At 68.5% G+C, this 15,934-nt stretch carries 18 protein-coding genes; 13 read left to right on the top strand and 5 right to left on the bottom strand.

Annotated elements, in window-relative coordinates; translation table 11 throughout:
* The first annotated feature begins 57 nt into the window (after positions 1-57).
* The 4 genes from LGM71_RS11005 (at position 58) to LGM71_RS10990 (ending at position 3,036) form a co-directional block, all read left to right on the top strand.
* The gene (locus tag LGM71_RS11005; protein WP_226114849.1) at positions 58-1,056 is read left to right on the top strand and encodes a homoserine kinase; all 999 of its coding nucleotides are present in this window, start codon (positions 58-60) and stop codon (positions 1,054-1,056) included.
* Positions 1,047-1,856 carry a BPSS1780 family membrane protein gene (locus LGM71_RS11000; RefSeq protein WP_059466514.1) on the top strand — a complete coding sequence of 270 codons (810 nt, stop codon included), beginning with the start codon at positions 1,047-1,049 and terminating at the stop codon, positions 1,854-1,856. The genes LGM71_RS11005 and LGM71_RS11000 overlap by 10 nt, the downstream gene beginning before the upstream one ends.
* Before the next feature lie 153 nt (positions 1,857-2,009).
* Positions 2,010-2,462, top strand: coding sequence for a MarR family winged helix-turn-helix transcriptional regulator (locus LGM71_RS10995; protein ID WP_059601701.1), 453 nt, complete (start codon positions 2,010-2,012; stop codon positions 2,460-2,462).
* Positions 2,463-2,616: 154 nt separating this feature from the next.
* Entirely contained in the window at positions 2,617-3,036 is a 420-nt protein-coding gene (locus LGM71_RS10990; RefSeq protein ID WP_031399791.1) for an organic hydroperoxide resistance protein, read from the top strand.
* 108 nt (positions 3,037-3,144) lie between these two features.
* On the opposite strand, the gene LGM71_RS10985 is transcribed toward LGM71_RS10990, so the two are convergent.
* Both LGM71_RS10985 and LGM71_RS10980 read right to left on the bottom strand, forming a co-directional pair.
* Complete coding sequence (locus LGM71_RS10985; protein ID WP_069228557.1) at positions 3,145-3,321, bottom strand: DUF3563 family protein; 177 nt, start codon at positions 3,319-3,321, stop codon at positions 3,145-3,147.
* A gap of 81 nt (positions 3,322-3,402) precedes the next feature.
* A complete protein-coding gene (locus LGM71_RS10980; protein ID WP_226114848.1) occupies positions 3,403-4,512 on the bottom strand; it encodes a PHB depolymerase family esterase in 1,110 nt (369 codons plus the stop codon).
* Positions 4,513-4,761: 249 nt separating this feature from the next.
* Between LGM71_RS10980 and LGM71_RS10975 the strand changes: the two genes are divergently transcribed.
* The 4 genes from LGM71_RS10975 (at position 4,762) to LGM71_RS10960 (ending at position 7,891) form a co-directional block, all read left to right on the top strand.
* Positions 4,762-5,457 (top strand): phosphatase PAP2 family protein, encoded by a 696-nt coding sequence (locus tag LGM71_RS10975; RefSeq protein WP_124621154.1) that lies wholly within the window; start codon positions 4,762-4,764, stop codon positions 5,455-5,457.
* 140 nt (positions 5,458-5,597) lie between these two features.
* Positions 5,598-6,395, top strand: coding sequence for a molybdate ABC transporter substrate-binding protein (gene modA, locus LGM71_RS10970; RefSeq protein ID WP_124621152.1), 798 nt, complete (start codon positions 5,598-5,600; stop codon positions 6,393-6,395).
* A 10-nt stretch (positions 6,396-6,405) separates the two neighbouring features.
* Complete coding sequence (gene modB, locus LGM71_RS10965; RefSeq protein ID WP_059601856.1) at positions 6,406-7,083, top strand: molybdate ABC transporter permease subunit; 678 nt, start codon at positions 6,406-6,408, stop codon at positions 7,081-7,083.
* 106 nt (positions 7,084-7,189) lie between these two features.
* Positions 7,190-7,891: a sulfate/molybdate ABC transporter ATP-binding protein gene (locus LGM71_RS10960; RefSeq protein WP_124901302.1), complete on the top strand. Its 702-nt coding sequence runs from the start codon at positions 7,190-7,192 to the stop codon at positions 7,889-7,891.
* A 173-nt stretch (positions 7,892-8,064) separates the two neighbouring features.
* Here the strand turns inward: LGM71_RS10960 and LGM71_RS10955 are convergent, their stop codons facing one another.
* From LGM71_RS10955 to LGM71_RS10945, 3 genes are all read right to left on the bottom strand, one after another.
* Positions 8,065-8,910 (bottom strand): TOBE domain-containing protein, encoded by an 846-nt coding sequence (locus LGM71_RS10955; protein WP_226114847.1) that lies wholly within the window; start codon positions 8,908-8,910, stop codon positions 8,065-8,067.
* Between the two features lie 48 nt (positions 8,911-8,958).
* Positions 8,959-10,590 carry a CHAD domain-containing protein gene (locus LGM71_RS10950; protein ID WP_226114846.1) on the bottom strand — a complete coding sequence of 544 codons (1,632 nt, stop codon included), beginning with the start codon at positions 10,588-10,590 and terminating at the stop codon, positions 8,959-8,961.
* Positions 10,591-10,729: 139 nt separating this feature from the next.
* Positions 10,730-11,113: a tautomerase family protein gene (locus tag LGM71_RS10945; protein WP_226114845.1), complete on the bottom strand. Its 384-nt coding sequence runs from the start codon at positions 11,111-11,113 to the stop codon at positions 10,730-10,732.
* A gap of 109 nt (positions 11,114-11,222) precedes the next feature.
* Between LGM71_RS10945 and LGM71_RS10940 the strand changes: the two genes are divergently transcribed.
* The 5 genes from LGM71_RS10940 (at position 11,223) to LGM71_RS10920 (ending at position 15,916) form a co-directional block, all read left to right on the top strand.
* Entirely contained in the window at positions 11,223-12,080 is an 858-nt protein-coding gene (locus tag LGM71_RS10940; protein ID WP_226114844.1) for a LysR family transcriptional regulator, read from the top strand.
* 41 nt (positions 12,081-12,121) lie between these two features.
* Complete coding sequence (locus LGM71_RS10935) at positions 12,122-13,045, top strand: DMT family transporter (RefSeq protein ID WP_226114843.1); 924 nt, start codon at positions 12,122-12,124, stop codon at positions 13,043-13,045.
* Positions 13,046-13,112: 67 nt separating this feature from the next.
* Positions 13,113-13,892, top strand: a complete 780-nt coding sequence (locus LGM71_RS10930) for a sensor histidine kinase (protein WP_174908609.1) — start codon at positions 13,113-13,115, stop codon at positions 13,890-13,892.
* A 76-nt stretch (positions 13,893-13,968) separates the two neighbouring features.
* Positions 13,969-15,309: a hemolysin family protein gene (locus tag LGM71_RS10925; RefSeq protein ID WP_124621138.1), complete on the top strand. Its 1,341-nt coding sequence runs from the start codon at positions 13,969-13,971 to the stop codon at positions 15,307-15,309.
* Between the two features lie 22 nt (positions 15,310-15,331).
* Complete coding sequence (locus LGM71_RS10920; protein ID WP_226114842.1) at positions 15,332-15,916, top strand: thiamine phosphate synthase; 585 nt, start codon at positions 15,332-15,334, stop codon at positions 15,914-15,916.
* The last annotated feature ends 18 nt before the right edge of the window (positions 15,917-15,934 follow it).

Genomic DNA, 15,934 nt, shown 5'->3' with positions numbered 1-15,934 from the left:
ACCTCCTGTCGCGCCGCACGCCGCGCGCGTGCCGACAACTGACCAGACGCATCTCGCATGGCCGTTTTCACCGCTGTTTCCGACTCCGATCTCGCGCAATGGATGCGCCACTACGAACTGGGCGACGTGCTGGCGTTCCGCGGCATTCCGTCCGGCATCGAAAACAGCAACTTCTTCCTGACGACGACGCGCGGCGAATACGTCCTGACGATCTTCGAAAAGCTGACGGCGGAACAGCTGCCGTTCTACCTGGACCTGATGCGCCATCTGGCCAGCCACGGCGTGCCGGTGCCGGATCCGGTCCCGCGCGACGACGGCGCGCTGTTCGGCGAACTGCACGGCAAGCCGGCGGCGATCGTCACGAAGCTCGACGGCGCCGCCGAACTCGCACCGGGGGTCGAACACTGCATCGAGGTCGGGCAGATGCTCGCGCGCCTGCATCTCGCGGGGCGCGACTATGCGCGCCACCAGCCGAACCTGCGCAGCCTGCCATGGTGGCAGGAGAACGTGCCGGCGATCGTGCCGTTCATTTCCAAGGCGCAGCGCACGCTGCTCGAGGACGAACTCGCGCACCAGACCGCGTTCTTCTCGTCGGACGACTACGCGGCGCTGCCGAGCGGCCCGTGCCACTGCGACCTGTTCCGCGACAACGTGCTGTTCGCGCACGCGGCGCCCGGCACCGGTCACGACATCCGGCTCGGCGGCTTCTTCGATTTCTATTTCGCGGGCTGCGACAAATGGCTGTTCGACGTCGCGGTGACCGTCAACGACTGGTGCGTCGACCTCGCGACGGGCGTGCTCGACGTCGCGCGCGCGGACGCGCTGCTGCGCGCGTACCAGACGGTCCGGCCGTTCACGGCCGAAGAGCGCCGCCACTGGAGCAACATGCTGCGCGCGGGCGCGTACCGCTTCTGGGTATCGCGCCTGTACGACTTCTACCTGCCGCGCGCGGCCGAAATGCTCAAACCGCACGACCCCGGTCATTTCGAACGCATCCTGCGTGAGCGTATCGCCCACACGCCCGCGCTTCCCGAGACCCATACCGCATGCAACTGATCGAAGTGCCCGCGAAAGCGGGCTATGTCTGGTTCCGTCAAGGTATCTGGCTGTTCCGCCGGAACCCGCTCGCGTTCATCACGCTGTTTTTCACGTACCTGCTGGCGATCACGCTGGTGTCGATGGTGCCCGTCATCGGCGCGGCGCTGCCGCTGCTGTTCATCCCCGGCATCGCCGTCGGCTTCATGGCCGCGTGCCGCGACACGGTGGCCGGCAAGCCGGTGATGCCGACGATCCTCATCGACGGCTTTCGCTCGTACGGCTCCGTGACGACGCAGCGGCTGCTCGTGCTCGGCGTGGTCTACGTCGCGCTGATGGTGCTGGTGTTCGCCGCGTCGTCCATCGTGGACGGCGGCGGGCTGCTCACCATGATGCTGGGCGCGACGAGCGAAACGAGTCCGACGCCGGAAGCGCTTGCCGCCCAAGGCACGCTCGGCGCGCTGCTGCTGGCGACGCTGCTCTACGCGCCGGTCGCGATGTTGTTCTGGTTCGCGCCGGTGCTCACCGCGTGGCACGACATCCCGCCCGCCAAGGCGCTGTTCTTCAGCATCGTCAGTTGCTGGCGCAATCGCGGCGCATTCGTGGTGTACGGGCTGCTGTGGTTCGGCGTTGCGCTCGGCACGTCGTTCGGCCTGTCGCTGCTGCTGCAGGCGCTCGGCGCCGGCGCCTACGTGCTGACGATCATGATGCCGGTGACGATCATCATCGTGACGATGATGTACTGCTCGTTCTATGCGACCTATCGCGGCTGCTTCGGCGTGCAGGAACCAGGGGCCGCGACGCCCGCCTCGGGCCGTTGAGCCGGGCCGTCGCGTCGGGCCGTTCACGCAGACTCGGCCGGCGCACGCCGCCGGCCGCCCCAACCTTCACGCTGCCCCCTGTTCAATCGAATCTGTTGCGCGCAAAATAATTTGCATGCAAATCATTAGCGCGTCCGCCGCGCCACCCGAATCATGGACCGCCTGCCCCCGCTGCCCCAGACGCTCGACGAGCAACTGTGCTTCGCGCTCTATTCGACTTCGCATGCGATGACGAAGGCGTACAAGCCGCTGCTCGACAAACTGTCGCTGACCTATCCCCAATATCTGGCGATGCTCGTGCTGTGGGAACGTGACGATATCGCGGTGAAGGATATCGCCGCCCGCCTCGACCTCGACCCGGCCACCGTCACGCCGCTGCTGAAGCGGCTCGAGGCGCTCGGCTACGTCGAACGCGTGCGCAGTGCGACCGACGAGCGCGTCGTGAACGTGCGCGTGACGACGGAAGGCCGAGCGCTGAAGCTCAAGGCGCGCTCGGTGCCAGCCGATCTCTTTTGCGCGATGCAGCAAACGCCCGAGTTCCTGGTCAGGCTGCGCGCGGATCTCCAGCAATTACGCAACGCGCTGTCGGCCGCCAACGAAGGCTGACGGCACGTCGATCTCAAACAGGCCCGGCACTGCCGGGCTTTTTCATCAAATTTCATTTGCACACTAATCATTTGTGTTCTATATTTCTTTCGTGGCCGGCGACACCCCGTCCGACCGGACCGCTTCCTACCATTCTTCCGACAGGAGCTGCACCATGAACATTCTGTACAAGACCAGCGCCACGAGCACGGGCGGCCGCGACGGCCGCGCGGTCTCCGCCGACAACAAGCTGGAAGTGAAGCTGGCCGCGCCGCGCGAGCTCGGCGGTACGGGCGCGGAAGGTACCAACCCGGAGCAGCTGTTTGCCGCAGGTTACTCGGCTTGTTTCCTGAGCGCGATGAAGTTCGTCGCCGGCCAGAACAAGCAGGCGCTGCCGGCCGACACGCAAGTGACCGCGGAAGTGGGCATCGGCCCGAACGACGCCGGCGGCTTCGGGCTCGACATCGAACTGCGCGTGTCGCTGCCGGGGCTCGACAAGGCCGACGCACAGGCGCTGGTCGACAAGGCGCACCACGTGTGCCCGTACTCGAACGCGACCCGCAACAACGTGCCGGTGCGCCTGACGGTCGTCTGACGCAACGCGCGGCACCGAATGCAAAAAGGGCGTGTGCGGCTGCTCGCCACACACGCCCTTTTGCGCGATTCGCCGGGCCGGCTGGTGAGCCGGCCCGCGCTGCGCTGCTTAACGCGAGCCGAACGAGAACGGACGGTTCATCGCCGCTTCGCGATCGATCTTGCGCATGCGGAATTCGAGATCGTAGATGTCGGTTGCTTCGGCCAGATAGGCATCGGCGCGCTCTTTCGCAGCCTTTTCAGCGTTCTTGGTCAACATCAGGAAGAGGTGGCTCAGCAGGTACATGTTTGATCTCGCAATCCAAAGGTTCTTTGACTAGGGTTTTCCCGAATTATAGGGAAAACCCTAGGCTTTGGCCAGCGTCGATCAGACGGTGCGTCGTTCGGTCGCCACAGTGCGCCGATTCTCTTCGAAAAATGACCAGATCATCGCGCTCGCATCGGGACCGACCGCCGCATGAAACGGCACTGCTTCGTCGCCGCCCGCCCAGGCATGATCGAGCCCTTTCACGTGACAGAGCCGCACGATCGACTCGCCATCGCGACGCACGTCGGTGATCTGCGCGCCAGCCTCGCGCGTTTCCACACGCTCGCCGCCGCGCAGTGCGCCGCGGCTGTCCGCGAGCCCGTTCAGGCGCATGAACTGCACCATCAACTGGTCCGCATTCTTCGGCGCGACGACATGGTCCCGGTCGCCCTGCACGATCAACACGGGCATGCCCGGATACGCCCCCGCATCGACCAGCGTGTCGACCACCGCGGCCGGGTTCTGCCGCAGGCCGCGCCGCATCACGTCCATCGCGCTGATCCCGGAATTCGCCTCGCCGAGCGCGGGGCCCGAGTGCAGCGCCACAGCCGCGAAGCGATCCGGGTGGTGCAGCGCGAGCAGTGCTGCCAGGCCCGCGCCGGCCGACAGCCCGGCGACGTAGACGCGCGATGCGTCGAAGCCGTGCTCGTCGACGAGGGCGTCGACGAGCGACGCGGCCGCGTCCGCCTCGCCGCGACCCGCGCGGTCGGTGTCTTCGTACCAGTGCCAGCAGCCGTGCGCGTGCGCGCGCAGCGACTGCTCCGGATACAGCACCGCGAAGCCATGCTTGTCGGCCAGCAGGTTCATCCGGGTGCCCTGCGAGAACTCGTCGACCGATTGCTGGCAGCCGTGCAGCATCACCACGAGCGGTATCGCACCGCGCCGACGGCCAGGTGGAACGTACAGCCCGTAGGCGAGCTGCTGGACCAGGCGACCGAGCGCGGGCGCCATCGGATGCTCGCCGCGCGTCCACTCGCCGGCCGCCCATGCAGCCGCGCGCGGCCGCACGCGCGACTCACGCGGCGGGGACAGATCGGTTGCGGCGGGCGACGCGGCGGCCTCGAGCGTATCGCGCGCGATACGCTGTGCATCACGTGCCGCTCGTTTGGCGGCCGGAGACAGCATACGTTTCATGCCGCCCAGCCATACCTTCGTCAGACTTTTGGTCATCGATCGGGCTCGCGTTCAGGAAAAATAGGGATACAACACTCGGTGGATCGTTCGACTTTGTGCAATGCACCATAGCATTGTTTATGGGATTTTTCCTGCACGCGGATAGTTCCCCCGCGGCGCAAAAAACGGGCCTCGAGCATACGCGGCGCTATACTGGGGTTTAGCCGCTTGTATCCGTTGTAGTCGTTCTCTCCGGCTCGCGCGTTGATTTAAGCATTCGTCCCGCCTCTGCTCGTTCCTCTCCCGATGTTCGACCTGTCCTCTCACCTGTGGATCACGATCACCGCGTTCGGTGGCGCCGGACTGACCTTGCCGCTCGCGATCACGATCGCCGTGTGGCTCGCGCTCGGCTACTCGTGGCAGCGTGCGGCCGCGTGGCTCGGCGTGCTCGCCGTCGCGATCGGGGTCGTCGCGCTCACCAAGATCGCATTCCTCGGCTGGGGCGTCGGCATCCGCGCATGGGACTTCACGGGATTCAGCGGCCACGCGATGCTGTCGACGTCGGTCTATCCCGTCGCGATCTTCCTCGCGCTGATCCGCACGCGCACGACGGTGCGGATCGCCGGCATCGCGCTCGGGCTCGCGGCCGGCATCGCGGTCGGCGTGTCGCGCGTCGCGCTCGACGCGCATTCGCCGTCCGAATCGATCACCGGCTGCATCGTCGGCGCGATCGCCGCGCTGGCATTCATCGCCGGCTCGTGGCACGCAGTGCCGCACCGCTGGTCGGTGCCGGCGGTCGTCGTGAGCCTCGCGCTCGTCACCGTCGCGCTGCACGGCGTCACGGTGCCGTCGCATCGCTGGGTCACCAGGGTCGCGCTGGAACTGTCGGGGCACGAGCGGCCGTTCGTCCGTGCCCGCTGGAAAGCCAATCCCCACTACCGGCCCGCATTGCAGCCGTCGTCGCTGCCCCGCACCGGATCGCCGCCGTTGCTGCACGCGTGACGGGCCGCGCGCACGTCATTCCCGTCGCCATTCAGGCCTGAAGATTTCATGCGCGCCGTCGCATGAACGGTATGTCGAGCGTTATAACCCGCCCTATATTACGATTACGGTTCCAACCATTCCATTCGAACGACCAGTCCATGCGCTCAACCGTCCGCCCGCTTCGCCGCACCCTGCTCCGCCTGCTGCCGCTCGCCGCGCTTGCCGCGGCCGTCTCGTTCAGCGGGCCGGCTTCCGCTGCCGACGCGCTGGTCGTGTCGGCGGCGGCAAGCCTGACGAATGCGTTCAAGGCCGTCGGCGATGCTTATCAGAAGCAGCATCCGGACACCAAGGTGCTGTTCAACTTTGGCGCGTCGGACGTGCTGATGCAGCAGATCGCCAAGGGCGCACCGGCCGACGTGTTCGCATCGGCCGACCAGAAGGCGATGGATCGTGCGGTCGGCGAAAAGGTCATCGTGCCGGGTACGCGCCGCGATTTCGCGGCGAACTCGCTCGTGATGATCGTGCCGGCCGACAGCCACGTGGCCGCGCCGACGTCGCTGAACGACCTGACGGCGCCCGGCGTGAAGCGCATCGCGTACGGCGACCCGGCGTCGGTGCCGGTCGGCCGTTACACGGAAGGCGCGCTGCGTGCGGCAGGCGTATGGGACGCCGTCAGCGCGAAGGGCGTGCTGGCCGCCAACGTGCGCCAGAGCCTCGATTACGTCGCACGCGGCGAAGTCGACGCCGGCTTCGTATTCGGCACCGACGCGGCGATCATGCCGGGCCGCGTGAAGGTGGTGCTGACCGTGCCGACGCAGACGGCCATCACCTATCCGATCGCGGTGGTCAAGGACAGCCGCCATGCCGCACAGGCGCAGTCGTTCATCGACTTCGTCGCGTCGCCGCAGGGCCAGGCCGTGCTGGCCACGTTCGGCTTCAAGCCCGCGGGCAAGTGAGCGCAGCATGATGCAGGACGCCTGGGTGCCGCTGCTGTTGTCACTGAAGGTCGCCGGCTGGGCGACCGCGCTCGACATAGTGCTCGGCGTCGCCGCCGCCTTCCTGCTCGCGCGCTGGCGCTCGCCGATGCGCGACGTGGTCGATTCGCTGTTGACGCTGCCGCTCGTGCTGCCGCCGACGGTGCTCGGCTATTACCTGCTCGTGCTGCTCGGCCGACGCGGCGTGTTCGGCGCATGGCTCGACAAGCTCGGCATCGAACTCGTCTTCACGTGGCAGGGCGCGGTGATCGCATCGATGGTCGTCGCGTTCCCGCTGATCCTCAAATCGGCGCGCACGGCGTTCGAAAGCGTCGATCCGCATCTCGAGCGCGCGGCACGCACGCTCGGGCTCGGCGAAGCCGCGGTGTTCTTCCGCGTGACGCTGCCGCTCGCCACGCGCGGCATCCTGGCCGGTGCGCTGCTCGCCTTCGCGCGCGCGCTCGGCGAATTCGGCGCGACGCTGATGATCGCCGGCAACCTGCCCGGCCGCACGCAGACGCTTTCGGTCGCGATCTATGCGGCGGTGCAGGCCGGCGACGACAGCACGGCCAACTTCCTCGTGCTGGTGACGTCGATCACCTGCGTGCTCGTGCTGCTCGCGACCGGCTGGCTCGTGCCGTCGCGCGCCGGGCGGAGCCAGCTGACATGACGCGCCTGCCGCATCCGTACCGCCGCGCCTCACGGGTCGCGGCAAAACGCCTTCCCGACGCGCGATCGGCTTCCCGCACGCGCGGCGCGGCACGACGGAGACCGGCATGAGCGTCGCCGTCGACATCCGCAAGACCTACGTGAATGCGGAGCGCCGCTTCACACTCGACGTGTCGTTCACGGCCGCCACGCAGCGCGTGGTGCTGTTCGGGCCGTCCGGCGCGGGCAAGAGCATGACGCTGCAGGCGATCGCCGGCCTGCTGTCGCCCGACGAAGGCACGATCGCGCTGAATGGCGAACCGCTGTTCGATTCCGCGCGCGGCATCGACGTGCCGACCCGTGCGCGCCGCGTCGCCTACCTGTTCCAGGACTATGCGCTGTTTCCGCACCTGAACGTGCGCCAGAACATCGCGTTCGGGCTCACGTCGGGCCTGCGCAATCCGCGTGCGAAGGCCGTGCCGCCCGAAGTCGCGTACTGGCTGCATGCGTTCGAACTCGACACGCTCGCCGGGCAATTCCCGTCGCAGCTGTCGGGCGGACAGAAGCAGCGTGTCGCGCTTGCCCGCGCACTGGTCGCGCAGCCGCGCATCCTGCTGCTCGACGAACCGTTCGCGGCACTCGACGGCGCGATGCGCCAGCGCATGCGCCACGAGCTCGCCGAACTGCAGGCGCGGCTCGATATCCCGATGGTGCTCATCACGCACGACCCCGACGACGTCGCCGCATTCGGCGACCAGGTCGTGCAATTGAGCGAAGGACGCGTGCAGGCCGCCACGCCGCACGCCGAGTGGCCGACGCGCGTCACCTGATCGCGCGAAGGCGGTGGCCCAAGCGGCCACGTTTGACCTGAGAGAAGCCGCACTGGCGGCACAAGCTGAAAACGGGATCGAAGCCGGCGCCTCGCGTACGTTGGGCGGCGCCGGTTTCGCCTCGCCCGCCCACGGTCATCGCCGGAAACGGCCCACACCGCCGCCGCGCGCAATCAGCCCGTCACCGCGAGAATCACGCTCGATGCCTTGAACAGCGCGATCGCACGCCGGCCGGCGTCGAGTTGCAACGCCCCGACGCTGTCGTTCGTGACCACGGCCGTGAGCGTCCCGCCGCCGTCGAGCGCCAGCGTCACCTCGCTGTTCACCGCGCCCGCCGCGACGGTTTCGACCGTCCCGTACAACTGGTTGCGTGCGGATACCTTCAGAGACGCTTCGGCTCCGCCTTCGTCGTCGACGGCCAGCACGACCCACGACGCCTTCACGAGCGCGCACGCATCCGCGCCCGGCCGCAGGCCGAGCGCATCGGCACTTTCGTGCGTCAGCACCGCGACGATCACCTGCCCGCCGGGCAGCACGAGCGTCACCTCGTCGTTCACCGTGCCGCGCACGATCGACTCGACCTTGCCGAACAACTGGTTGCGCGCGCTCGTCTTCATCCCGATCCGGCCGATCAGTGCCCAGTCGACGTCGAAACCGGACACCGCCGCGCTCGCGGCGTCGATGAAGCGGCGATGCTCGCGCTCGATCGTGCGGAACGCGGCGATCAGCGACGTTGCGCGCGGCGTCAGCGTCGTGCCGCCGCCGCCCTTGCCGCCCGTCGAGCGCGTCACGAGCGGCTCGCCGGCCAGGTTGTTCATCGTATCGATCGCATCCCACGCGGCCTTGTAGCTGAGGCCGACGGCCTTCGCCGCGCGCGTGATCGACCCGGTGTCGCCGATCGCGGCGAGCAGCGCGATGCGGGTGGCGCCGCCGAGCGTCTGCTCGCCCGCGCGCAGCCACAGTTCGCCGCCCAGCTCGAGCGGTCCGGCAGAAGAGGAAGGAGGCGACGCGTCGCTCATCGGTCTGTCTGAAGAAAACGGGGGGCCATTATAGTGAGCGCGCGCTGCTCAACGCGGCTTGCCATCCAGCTTCGGCGGGCGCAGGCTCGCGAGCAGCGTCTCGGCGTCCCTCGCCGCGCGTTGCTCGAGCGCGGCGCCGTAGCCGCGCACGAAACCCAGCTGGTAAGCGGGCGCCGCCAGTTGCTCGAGATGATGCAGCGCGACGATCGTGTCGTTCGCCTCGCCAAGCACGCTCTGCACGCGCGCGAGCGTCTTGACCGTTTCGTTGCGCGTGCGGCGCGATGCCAGCGACGCGAAGAATTCGAGCGCGTAGCGCAGCCGCTTCGTGTCGATCCGCACCTGGTGCCGCGCGGCCGTGTCGAGCGACGTGAGCGACGGCGATGCATACAAGTGACCGAACAGCCGCCGCACGCGCTTGGTTGCGTGACGCCGCAGCGACGGTGCATCGTCGTCGGCATCGGTCGGCGGTAGCGCAAGCCCGCTCAGCCACTCGAGCCACCCGAGCGTCAGTCGCGCATAGCGCGCCGAATGCAGCGCCTGGCGCAGTTCGACGCGCGCGGCCATCGCCTGTACGCGCGCGGCGTCGAGCGTGCCGTCCCAGTCCGCGCTGCCGCCGTCGGCCGCGATCAGCGCGGGCAGGCTCTCGGTCGAGAACACGTCCCAGTCGCGCACAGTGCCGAGCAGCGCCGCAAGCCAGCTCAAGTCGACGCCGAACGTGTCCTGCCATTGATCGTCCGCGAAGCGCGGGAAGAAGCGCATCAGCGTACGCAGCCGCCGCAGCGCGACGCGCATCTGGTGCACGAATTCGGGATCGTCGCGGTCGAGCACACCGCCCTCGTTGCCGAGCCATTGCGCGGCGATGTCACCCGACAGCGCGAACAGCGCTGCCCGCTGCGTGCGGATGCCGGTCAGGTCGACGAGTTGCGCCTTGACCGGCCCGGCGACGGCAGGCTCTCCCGCGCACGCGCGATCGATCACGCTGGTCAGCTGCACGAACGCGGGCCATGCGCCGCTGAGCTCGCGCGCGGCGGCAAACAGCGCGCGCAGCGCGGCCATGCGTGCGGCGGCGGTTTCCCAGTCGGGTGCCGCGAGGCGCAGCTCGACATGGCGGCGCGGCGGCTCGGTGCCGCCGTGCAGGGTGATGTCGTCGAGCGTCATCTCGACCACCACGCCGCTGTCGTCCGCCCAGCGCCCGCGCCGCCGCTCGCTGACGAGCCGCGGCGGTGCCGGCGCCGACGATGCGGCAACCGCCGCTTCGTCGACGGCGCCGGCCGTCACGCGGTCGCCGTCGCCCGTGGCCTCCGCGGATTCCGAATCGGCGATCGGCACCGACACCGGCGTGGCCACGACGATGCCCGCATGCTCGGCATCGAACAACTCACGCGCCACGACACCGGGCGCGAATGCCTTCGTGCGCGACGCGACGACCCGCCGCCCCTGCGCGTTCGACTCGATCCACGTCCACCAGCACTCGCCGGGGTTCGTCTCGGCTTCCTCGACCTGGCACGGCTCGATCGTCACGCGCTCCTGGCCGCGCCGCATCCGCACCTGCGGGCAGATCCGCCAAGCACGAACGAGTTCGGCACCGAAGTCGCGCTGCTCGCCACGGGCCCGGCTTCCCGTCTTGACCGGCCAACCTTCCAGCGACAGGCACAACACGATTTCCAGCACACGCGACATGGAGGCTCCTGCACATGAAGAATCGCCGGCGCATCGTCCGCGCCGGCGTCGCCCGTGAAGCAGCTTCCATAGTACACGCCGCAAAATCGCGCGGGAGACGACCTGGCCCTGTCGCGCCTGTCGCGCATCAAACGACGTATCAGACGACGTATTGCGCGATGCCGTTGCCGAACGACCAGTCCTCCTTCAGCACTTCGACGAGACTGATGAATACGTCCTGCGGCCGCACGCCGGGCTGCCGCGCGAGGTTTTCGGCGATGGTCCGGTACAGCGCCTGCTTCTGCTCGAGCGTGCGCGTGTTGTTCGCCGTGATCTGGATCATCACGAGATCGTCGCTGCGTTCGATGTCGAGGTAGTGGCGGCCGAACACAAAGTTCTCGACCGAATGCTCGGTCACGACCATGAAGATGTCGTCCTCGGGCACGTTGAACGTGTGCATCAGCGCGCGATGCACGCCGTCGACGAGCGCCGCACGGTAGGCGGCCGGTTTGCCTTCGCGCACTGCGATACGGGTGAACGGCATGATCCTGCTCCTTTCGGTGACGTTGAAAAATGGAAACGCCACGTCAGGTTAGGCGCGCGTGACTATAATGAACAGTCATCAATCAATATTTCATTCATTTACGTTTGAAATGAAAGTCCTCGACCTCGATGCGGTGCGCGCGTTCGTGCTGGTCGCCGATCTCGCGAGCTTCACGCGCGCCGCCGACGCGCTCGGCATCACGCAATCGGCCGTCAGCCTGAAGCTGAAACGGCTCGAAGCGCACCTCGGCAAGCCGCTGCTCGCGCGCACGCCGCGCGTCGTCAAGCTGGCCGCTGACGGCGAGAACTTCCTGCCCGCCGCCCGCGTGCTGCTCGACGCCCACGATCAGGCGCTCGGCGCGATTTCGGCCGGCACGCACCGCCTGTCGCTCGGCGTCAGCGAACACGTTGCGGTGCCCGACCTGCCGGCCGTGCTGACGAGCCTGCACCGGCAGGATCCCGGGCTGTCGCTGGAAATGCACCTGGGCACGTCGGCGAGCCTGATCGTGCAATACGACGAAAGGCGGCTCGACGCGGCGATCGTGCGGCACGAACCAGGCGAGGATCCTCCGCGCGACGACGGCACGCTGCTGTTCACCGAACCGCTCGCGTGGCTCGCCGCGCCCGACTGGACGCCGCGCGCCGGCGAGCCGCTGCCGCTCGCGGTGCTGGCCGGGCCGTGCGGCGTGCGGGCCGCCGCGCTGCGCGCGCTCGAGCATGCCGGACGGCCGTGGCGCGAGCGCTTTACGGGCGGCGGCGTCGCAGCGGTCACGGCGGCCGCCGCAGCCGGGCTCGCGGTCTGTCCCCTGGCGCGGCGCGTCGCCCCGCGCACGCTGGTCGACGTCGGCGCGAAATTCGGCTTGCCACCGCTGCCGCACTCGCAGGTCGTGCTGTATTCGCGGGTGCGCGACGCCCGCGCGGCGGCCGCACTCCGAAGGTTTTCCGACAGCCTTGCAATCTCGGCGTAAACTGATCGGTTCCGCCGTTCGCAATCTTCCGAAGAATTCCGATGAAGCCCGAAGCCCGCAAGCACCTCCGTGCCAACCTGCTGATGCTCGCCGCCGCCGCGATCTGGGGCTCGGCGTTCGTCGCGCAACGGCTGAGCCTCGACGTGATCGGGCCGTTTCTGTTTACGGGGCTGCGCTTCCTGCTCGGCGCACTGGTGTTGATCCCGCTGCTGACGTTCAACGCGGGCTCGCGCGCGCAGCTCGCGGCGATTCGGCGCGAGCCGGCGCTGCTCGCGCCGGGCCTCGCGCTCGGCGGGCTGCTCGCCGTATCGATCTCGCTGCAGCAGTTCGGCCTGCAGTACACACGGGTCGCGAACGCTGGCTTCATCAGCTCGCTGTACGTCGTGATCGTGCCGCTGATGGGCGTGTTCGCGCGCCACCGGATCGGCGCCGGCACGTGGTTCGGCGCGCTGCTCGCGGCGATCGGCCTGTACTTCCTCAGCATCGACGAGCATTTCTCGGTGCTCTACGGCGACTGGTTCCAGCTCGCGGGCGCCGTGATCATCGCCGCGCACGTGATGGCCGTCGGCCATTTCGCGAAGCGGCACGATCCGCTCGTGCTCGCGTTCCTGCAGTTCGTCGCATGCGGCGCGCTGTGCCTCGCGGCCGGCCTCGTGATCGAGCCGGTCAGCGTCGCGATGCTGCGCAGCGCGCTGCCGACGCTGCTGTACGGCGGGCTGCTGTCGGTCGGCGTCGGCTATACGCTTCAGGTCGTCGCGCAGCGCAATGCGGCGCCCGCGCACGCGGCTGTGATCTTCAGCATGGAGGGCGTGTTCGCGGCCATCGCGGGTTGGGCCGCGCTCGGCGAGACGCTGACGCTGCGCGCGCTGGTCGGCTGCGCGCTCATGCTGGCCGGCCTGCTCGCCTGCCAGCTGCTTCCGAACGGCGACGCCCGGAAAAAGGACGAGGACGCGCTGCCGGCGTGACGCGCGCGATCCCTATAATGGCGGTTCGCGTGTTTTTCATGCCAACCGCTTCCGACAGGCCAGCTCCGTGACGTCCAATTCCGTCGATCCCGCCGCCGACCTCCTGCGCGAACGCGCAGCGCACTATGCCGCCGAGGCCGCGCTGTTCCTGCGCGACCAGGCGCTGTCCACCGCATCGCACGACCTGCGCAGCCCGCTGAACGCGATGCACAGCTGGGCGTACGTGCTCGAGCGCCAGCTCGCCGGTGCCGACCCGAACCTGCAACGCGCGCTCGCTGGCATCCGCGCAGGGATCGACCAGCAGGTCGCGCTGATCGACGACGTGCTCGACGCGCCGCGCGCCGCAACACGCACACTCGCGATCGCCGTGCAGCCGTTCGCGCTGCGCCCGCTGCTCGACGACACGCTTGCGCTGGTGCGCTTCGCGCTCGCCGACGCGCGGCGGGTGACCATCGACGCGACGCTGCCCGACGGCGAACCGTCGCTGACCGCCGATCGCGAACGCATCGCGCAGGCGTTCTGGACGATGCTGACGACGGCCGTCGAAGCCAGCGCCGCCGGTAGTCGCGTGACCCTCACATGCACGCGCGACGGCGCGCTGTGCGTCGCGCACGTCACCTGCGACGTGAACGCCGACGCCCTCGCCGATCCCGCGCTGCCGCACGCATTCGAACCGTTCGCCCGCCACGAGATGCTGCGCGCGCGCGACGCGAAGCGCGTCGCCGGGACGCTCGCGCTGTGCCAGCGTGTCGCCCTCGCGCACGGCGGCACCTTCACCCACACCCCGTTCGCCGACAACTCCGCCGTCACCCTCTCGCTCTGCGTCCCCTGCGAGGCGCAGGTGTAAGCGATCGGCAGCCCGAATCATTACACTTCACTTTCAGGCCCTATACTGATGGGCCTTTCATGACTGGAGCGATTCTTTGTTACAGATCTTCGCGCTCATCGGCGCGTTGTTCCTGGTGGCCCTGAACGGGTTTTTCGTCGCAGCCGAATTCGGCCTCGTCAAACTGCGCGCGACGCGCGTCAAGACACTTGCCCGCAAGCACGGCCTGCGCGGGCGCATCCTCGCCATCGTGCACGGCCGGCTCGACGCCTATCTGTCCGCCTGCCAGCTCGGCATCACGCTCGCGTCGCTCGGCCTCGGCTGGGTCGGCGAGCCGGCGTTCGCGGAACTGATCGGCCCGCTGCTCGACCTGATCGGCGTGCAGTCCGAACGCATCGTGCACCTGATCTCGCTCGTGTTCGCGTTTTCGCTGATCTCGTTCCTGCACATCGTGGTTGGCGAGCTCGCCCCGAAATCGATGGCGATCCGCCAGTCGGAAAAGGTCGGCCTGTGGGTCGCGCTGCCGCTCTACGCGTTCTACTGGGCGATGTATCCGGCGATCTGGGTGCTCAACAGCAGCGCGAATGCGGTGCTGAAGCTCGCGGGGCTGTCGGCCGACCACGGCGGCGATGCGCACTACTCGACCGACGAGCTGAAGCTGATCCTGCGCAGCCGCCGCAGCGCGGGCAACACGGCTCAGCCGGCCCGCGGCACGTACTCCAACGACGAGTGGAACACGCTCGCGCATTCGCTCGATTTCTCGTCGATGACGGTATCGGACCTGATGCGGCCGGCCCATGAAATGATCGGCCTGCGCCGCGACCTGCCGCTGCCCGACAACATGGAGATCGTCGCGCGGCATCGCTTCAGCCGCTATCCGCTGTTCGAGGATGCGTCGCGCGAAGAGGTGAGCGGGCTGATCCACCTGAAGGACCTGCTGCTCGCGCGTCATGCCGGGGCGGCGCTCGAGGACCTGTCCGACTACGTGCGCCCTGTGCAGTACGTGAAGCCCGACACGCCGGCACTCGACCTGTTCCGCCGCTTCCGCAAGGGCGCGCCGCACTTCGCGCTGGTCGGCAACAAGGGCGAGAAGCCGATCGGCTTCCTGACGCTCGACAACCTGCTCGGCGCGCTGGTCGGCCAGATCCACGACGAGTTCCGCCAGGGCGATGCAGACTGGAGCCGCCTCGACGACGGCACGCTGATGGGCAAGGGTAGCCTGCCCGTCGTGTCGCTCGAGCAGGCGCTCGGCATCGACATCGACGAAGGGCGCGCGGAATCGGTCGGCGGCCTCGTGATCCAGGCGCTCAGCGATTTGCCGACCGAAGGGCAGCGCGTGTCGTTCGATCGCTTCGACGTCGTCGTGAAGAAGATGAACGGGCCGCGCATCGTGCTGGTGCGCGTCTACCCGAAGATCGCGAAGGAGGCGGACGAATGACGGCCGCCGCTCGCCGCGCGCGATGAGTCCGACGTTGCCGCGCTGCTACGTGATCACGCCGGAGCCGGCGTCCGCGTCGGCCGCCGATTGCCACGCGTTCCTCGACAGGCTGTCGGCCGTGCTGGCGCGCGGCGAGACGCTCGTGCAGTTGCGCGTGAAGTCGTTCGATGCAGACGCGTTCGCGCGGCTGGCCGCCGATACGCTTGCGCGCTGCGACGCGGCCGGCGCGCAACTGATGCTCAACGGGCCGATCGATGTGGCGGGCGTGATGCAGCTCGACGGCGCGGGCTGGCACCTCGACGGCGCCGCGCTGCGCGCGGTCGCGCAACGGCCGCTGCCGGCCGCGCGCGTCATGTCGGCCGCATGCCACGCGGCCGACGATCTCGTGCTGGCCGCGCGCGCGGGCGTGGATTTCGTCACGCTGTCGCCCGTATTGCCGACACTCAGCCATCCTGGGGCGCCGACGCTCGGCTGGACGCGATTCGCCGCGTTGGCCGCGCAGGCCGCGATGCCGGTCTATGCGCTCGGCGGCATGACACGTGCGCATCTCGGCGAAGCGCGCCGCCACGGCGCGTACGGCGTCGCGGGCATTCGCAGCTTCTGGTAAGTGCGGCCGGGTGCGCCA

The organism is Burkholderia sp. AU33545 (genome assembly GCF_020419685.1).
In the GTDB taxonomy this organism is placed as follows: domain Bacteria; phylum Pseudomonadota; class Gammaproteobacteria; order Burkholderiales; family Burkholderiaceae; genus Burkholderia; species Burkholderia diffusa.
Note: the sequence above shows the minus strand (reverse complement) of the source record. Positions and strands in the feature narration are given on the sequence as shown.

Excerpts from the sequence above, each read along its gene's own strand:
- LGM71_RS10950 (WP_226114846.1), bottom strand. The coding sequence starts at position 10,590 with ATGTCGCGTGTGCTGGAAATCGTGTTGTGCCTGTCGCTGGAAGGTTGG.
- LGM71_RS10935 (WP_226114843.1), top strand. The coding sequence starts at position 12,122 with ATGAAGCCCGAAGCCCGCAAGCACCTCCGTGCCAACCTGCTGATGCTC.
- LGM71_RS10980 (WP_226114848.1), bottom strand. The coding sequence starts at position 4,512 with ATGACCAAAAGTCTGACGAAGGTATGGCTGGGCGGCATGAAACGTATG.
- modB (WP_059601856.1), top strand. The coding sequence starts at position 6,406 with ATGCAGGACGCCTGGGTGCCGCTGCTGTTGTCACTGAAGGTCGCCGGC.
- LGM71_RS10985 (WP_069228557.1), bottom strand. The coding sequence starts at position 3,321 with ATGTACCTGCTGAGCCACCTCTTCCTGATGTTGACCAAGAACGCTGAA.
- LGM71_RS10990 (WP_031399791.1), top strand. The coding sequence starts at position 2,617 with ATGAACATTCTGTACAAGACCAGCGCCACGAGCACGGGCGGCCGCGAC.
- LGM71_RS10945 (WP_226114845.1), bottom strand. The coding sequence starts at position 11,113 with ATGCCGTTCACCCGTATCGCAGTGCGCGAAGGCAAACCGGCCGCCTAC.
- LGM71_RS10940 (WP_226114844.1), top strand. The coding sequence starts at position 11,223 with ATGAAAGTCCTCGACCTCGATGCGGTGCGCGCGTTCGTGCTGGTCGCC.
- LGM71_RS10995 (WP_059601701.1), top strand. The coding sequence starts at position 2,010 with ATGGACCGCCTGCCCCCGCTGCCCCAGACGCTCGACGAGCAACTGTGC.
- modA (WP_124621152.1), top strand. The coding sequence starts at position 5,598 with ATGCGCTCAACCGTCCGCCCGCTTCGCCGCACCCTGCTCCGCCTGCTG.
- LGM71_RS10975 (WP_124621154.1), top strand. The coding sequence starts at position 4,762 with ATGTTCGACCTGTCCTCTCACCTGTGGATCACGATCACCGCGTTCGGT.
- LGM71_RS10955 (WP_226114847.1), bottom strand. The coding sequence starts at position 8,910 with ATGAGCGACGCGTCGCCTCCTTCCTCTTCTGCCGGACCGCTCGAGCTG.
- LGM71_RS11000 (WP_059466514.1), top strand. The coding sequence starts at position 1,047 with ATGCAACTGATCGAAGTGCCCGCGAAAGCGGGCTATGTCTGGTTCCGT.
- LGM71_RS10960 (WP_124901302.1), top strand. The coding sequence starts at position 7,190 with ATGAGCGTCGCCGTCGACATCCGCAAGACCTACGTGAATGCGGAGCGC.
- LGM71_RS10920 (WP_226114842.1), top strand. The coding sequence starts at position 15,332 with ATGAGTCCGACGTTGCCGCGCTGCTACGTGATCACGCCGGAGCCGGCG.
- LGM71_RS11005 (WP_226114849.1), top strand. The coding sequence starts at position 58 with ATGGCCGTTTTCACCGCTGTTTCCGACTCCGATCTCGCGCAATGGATG.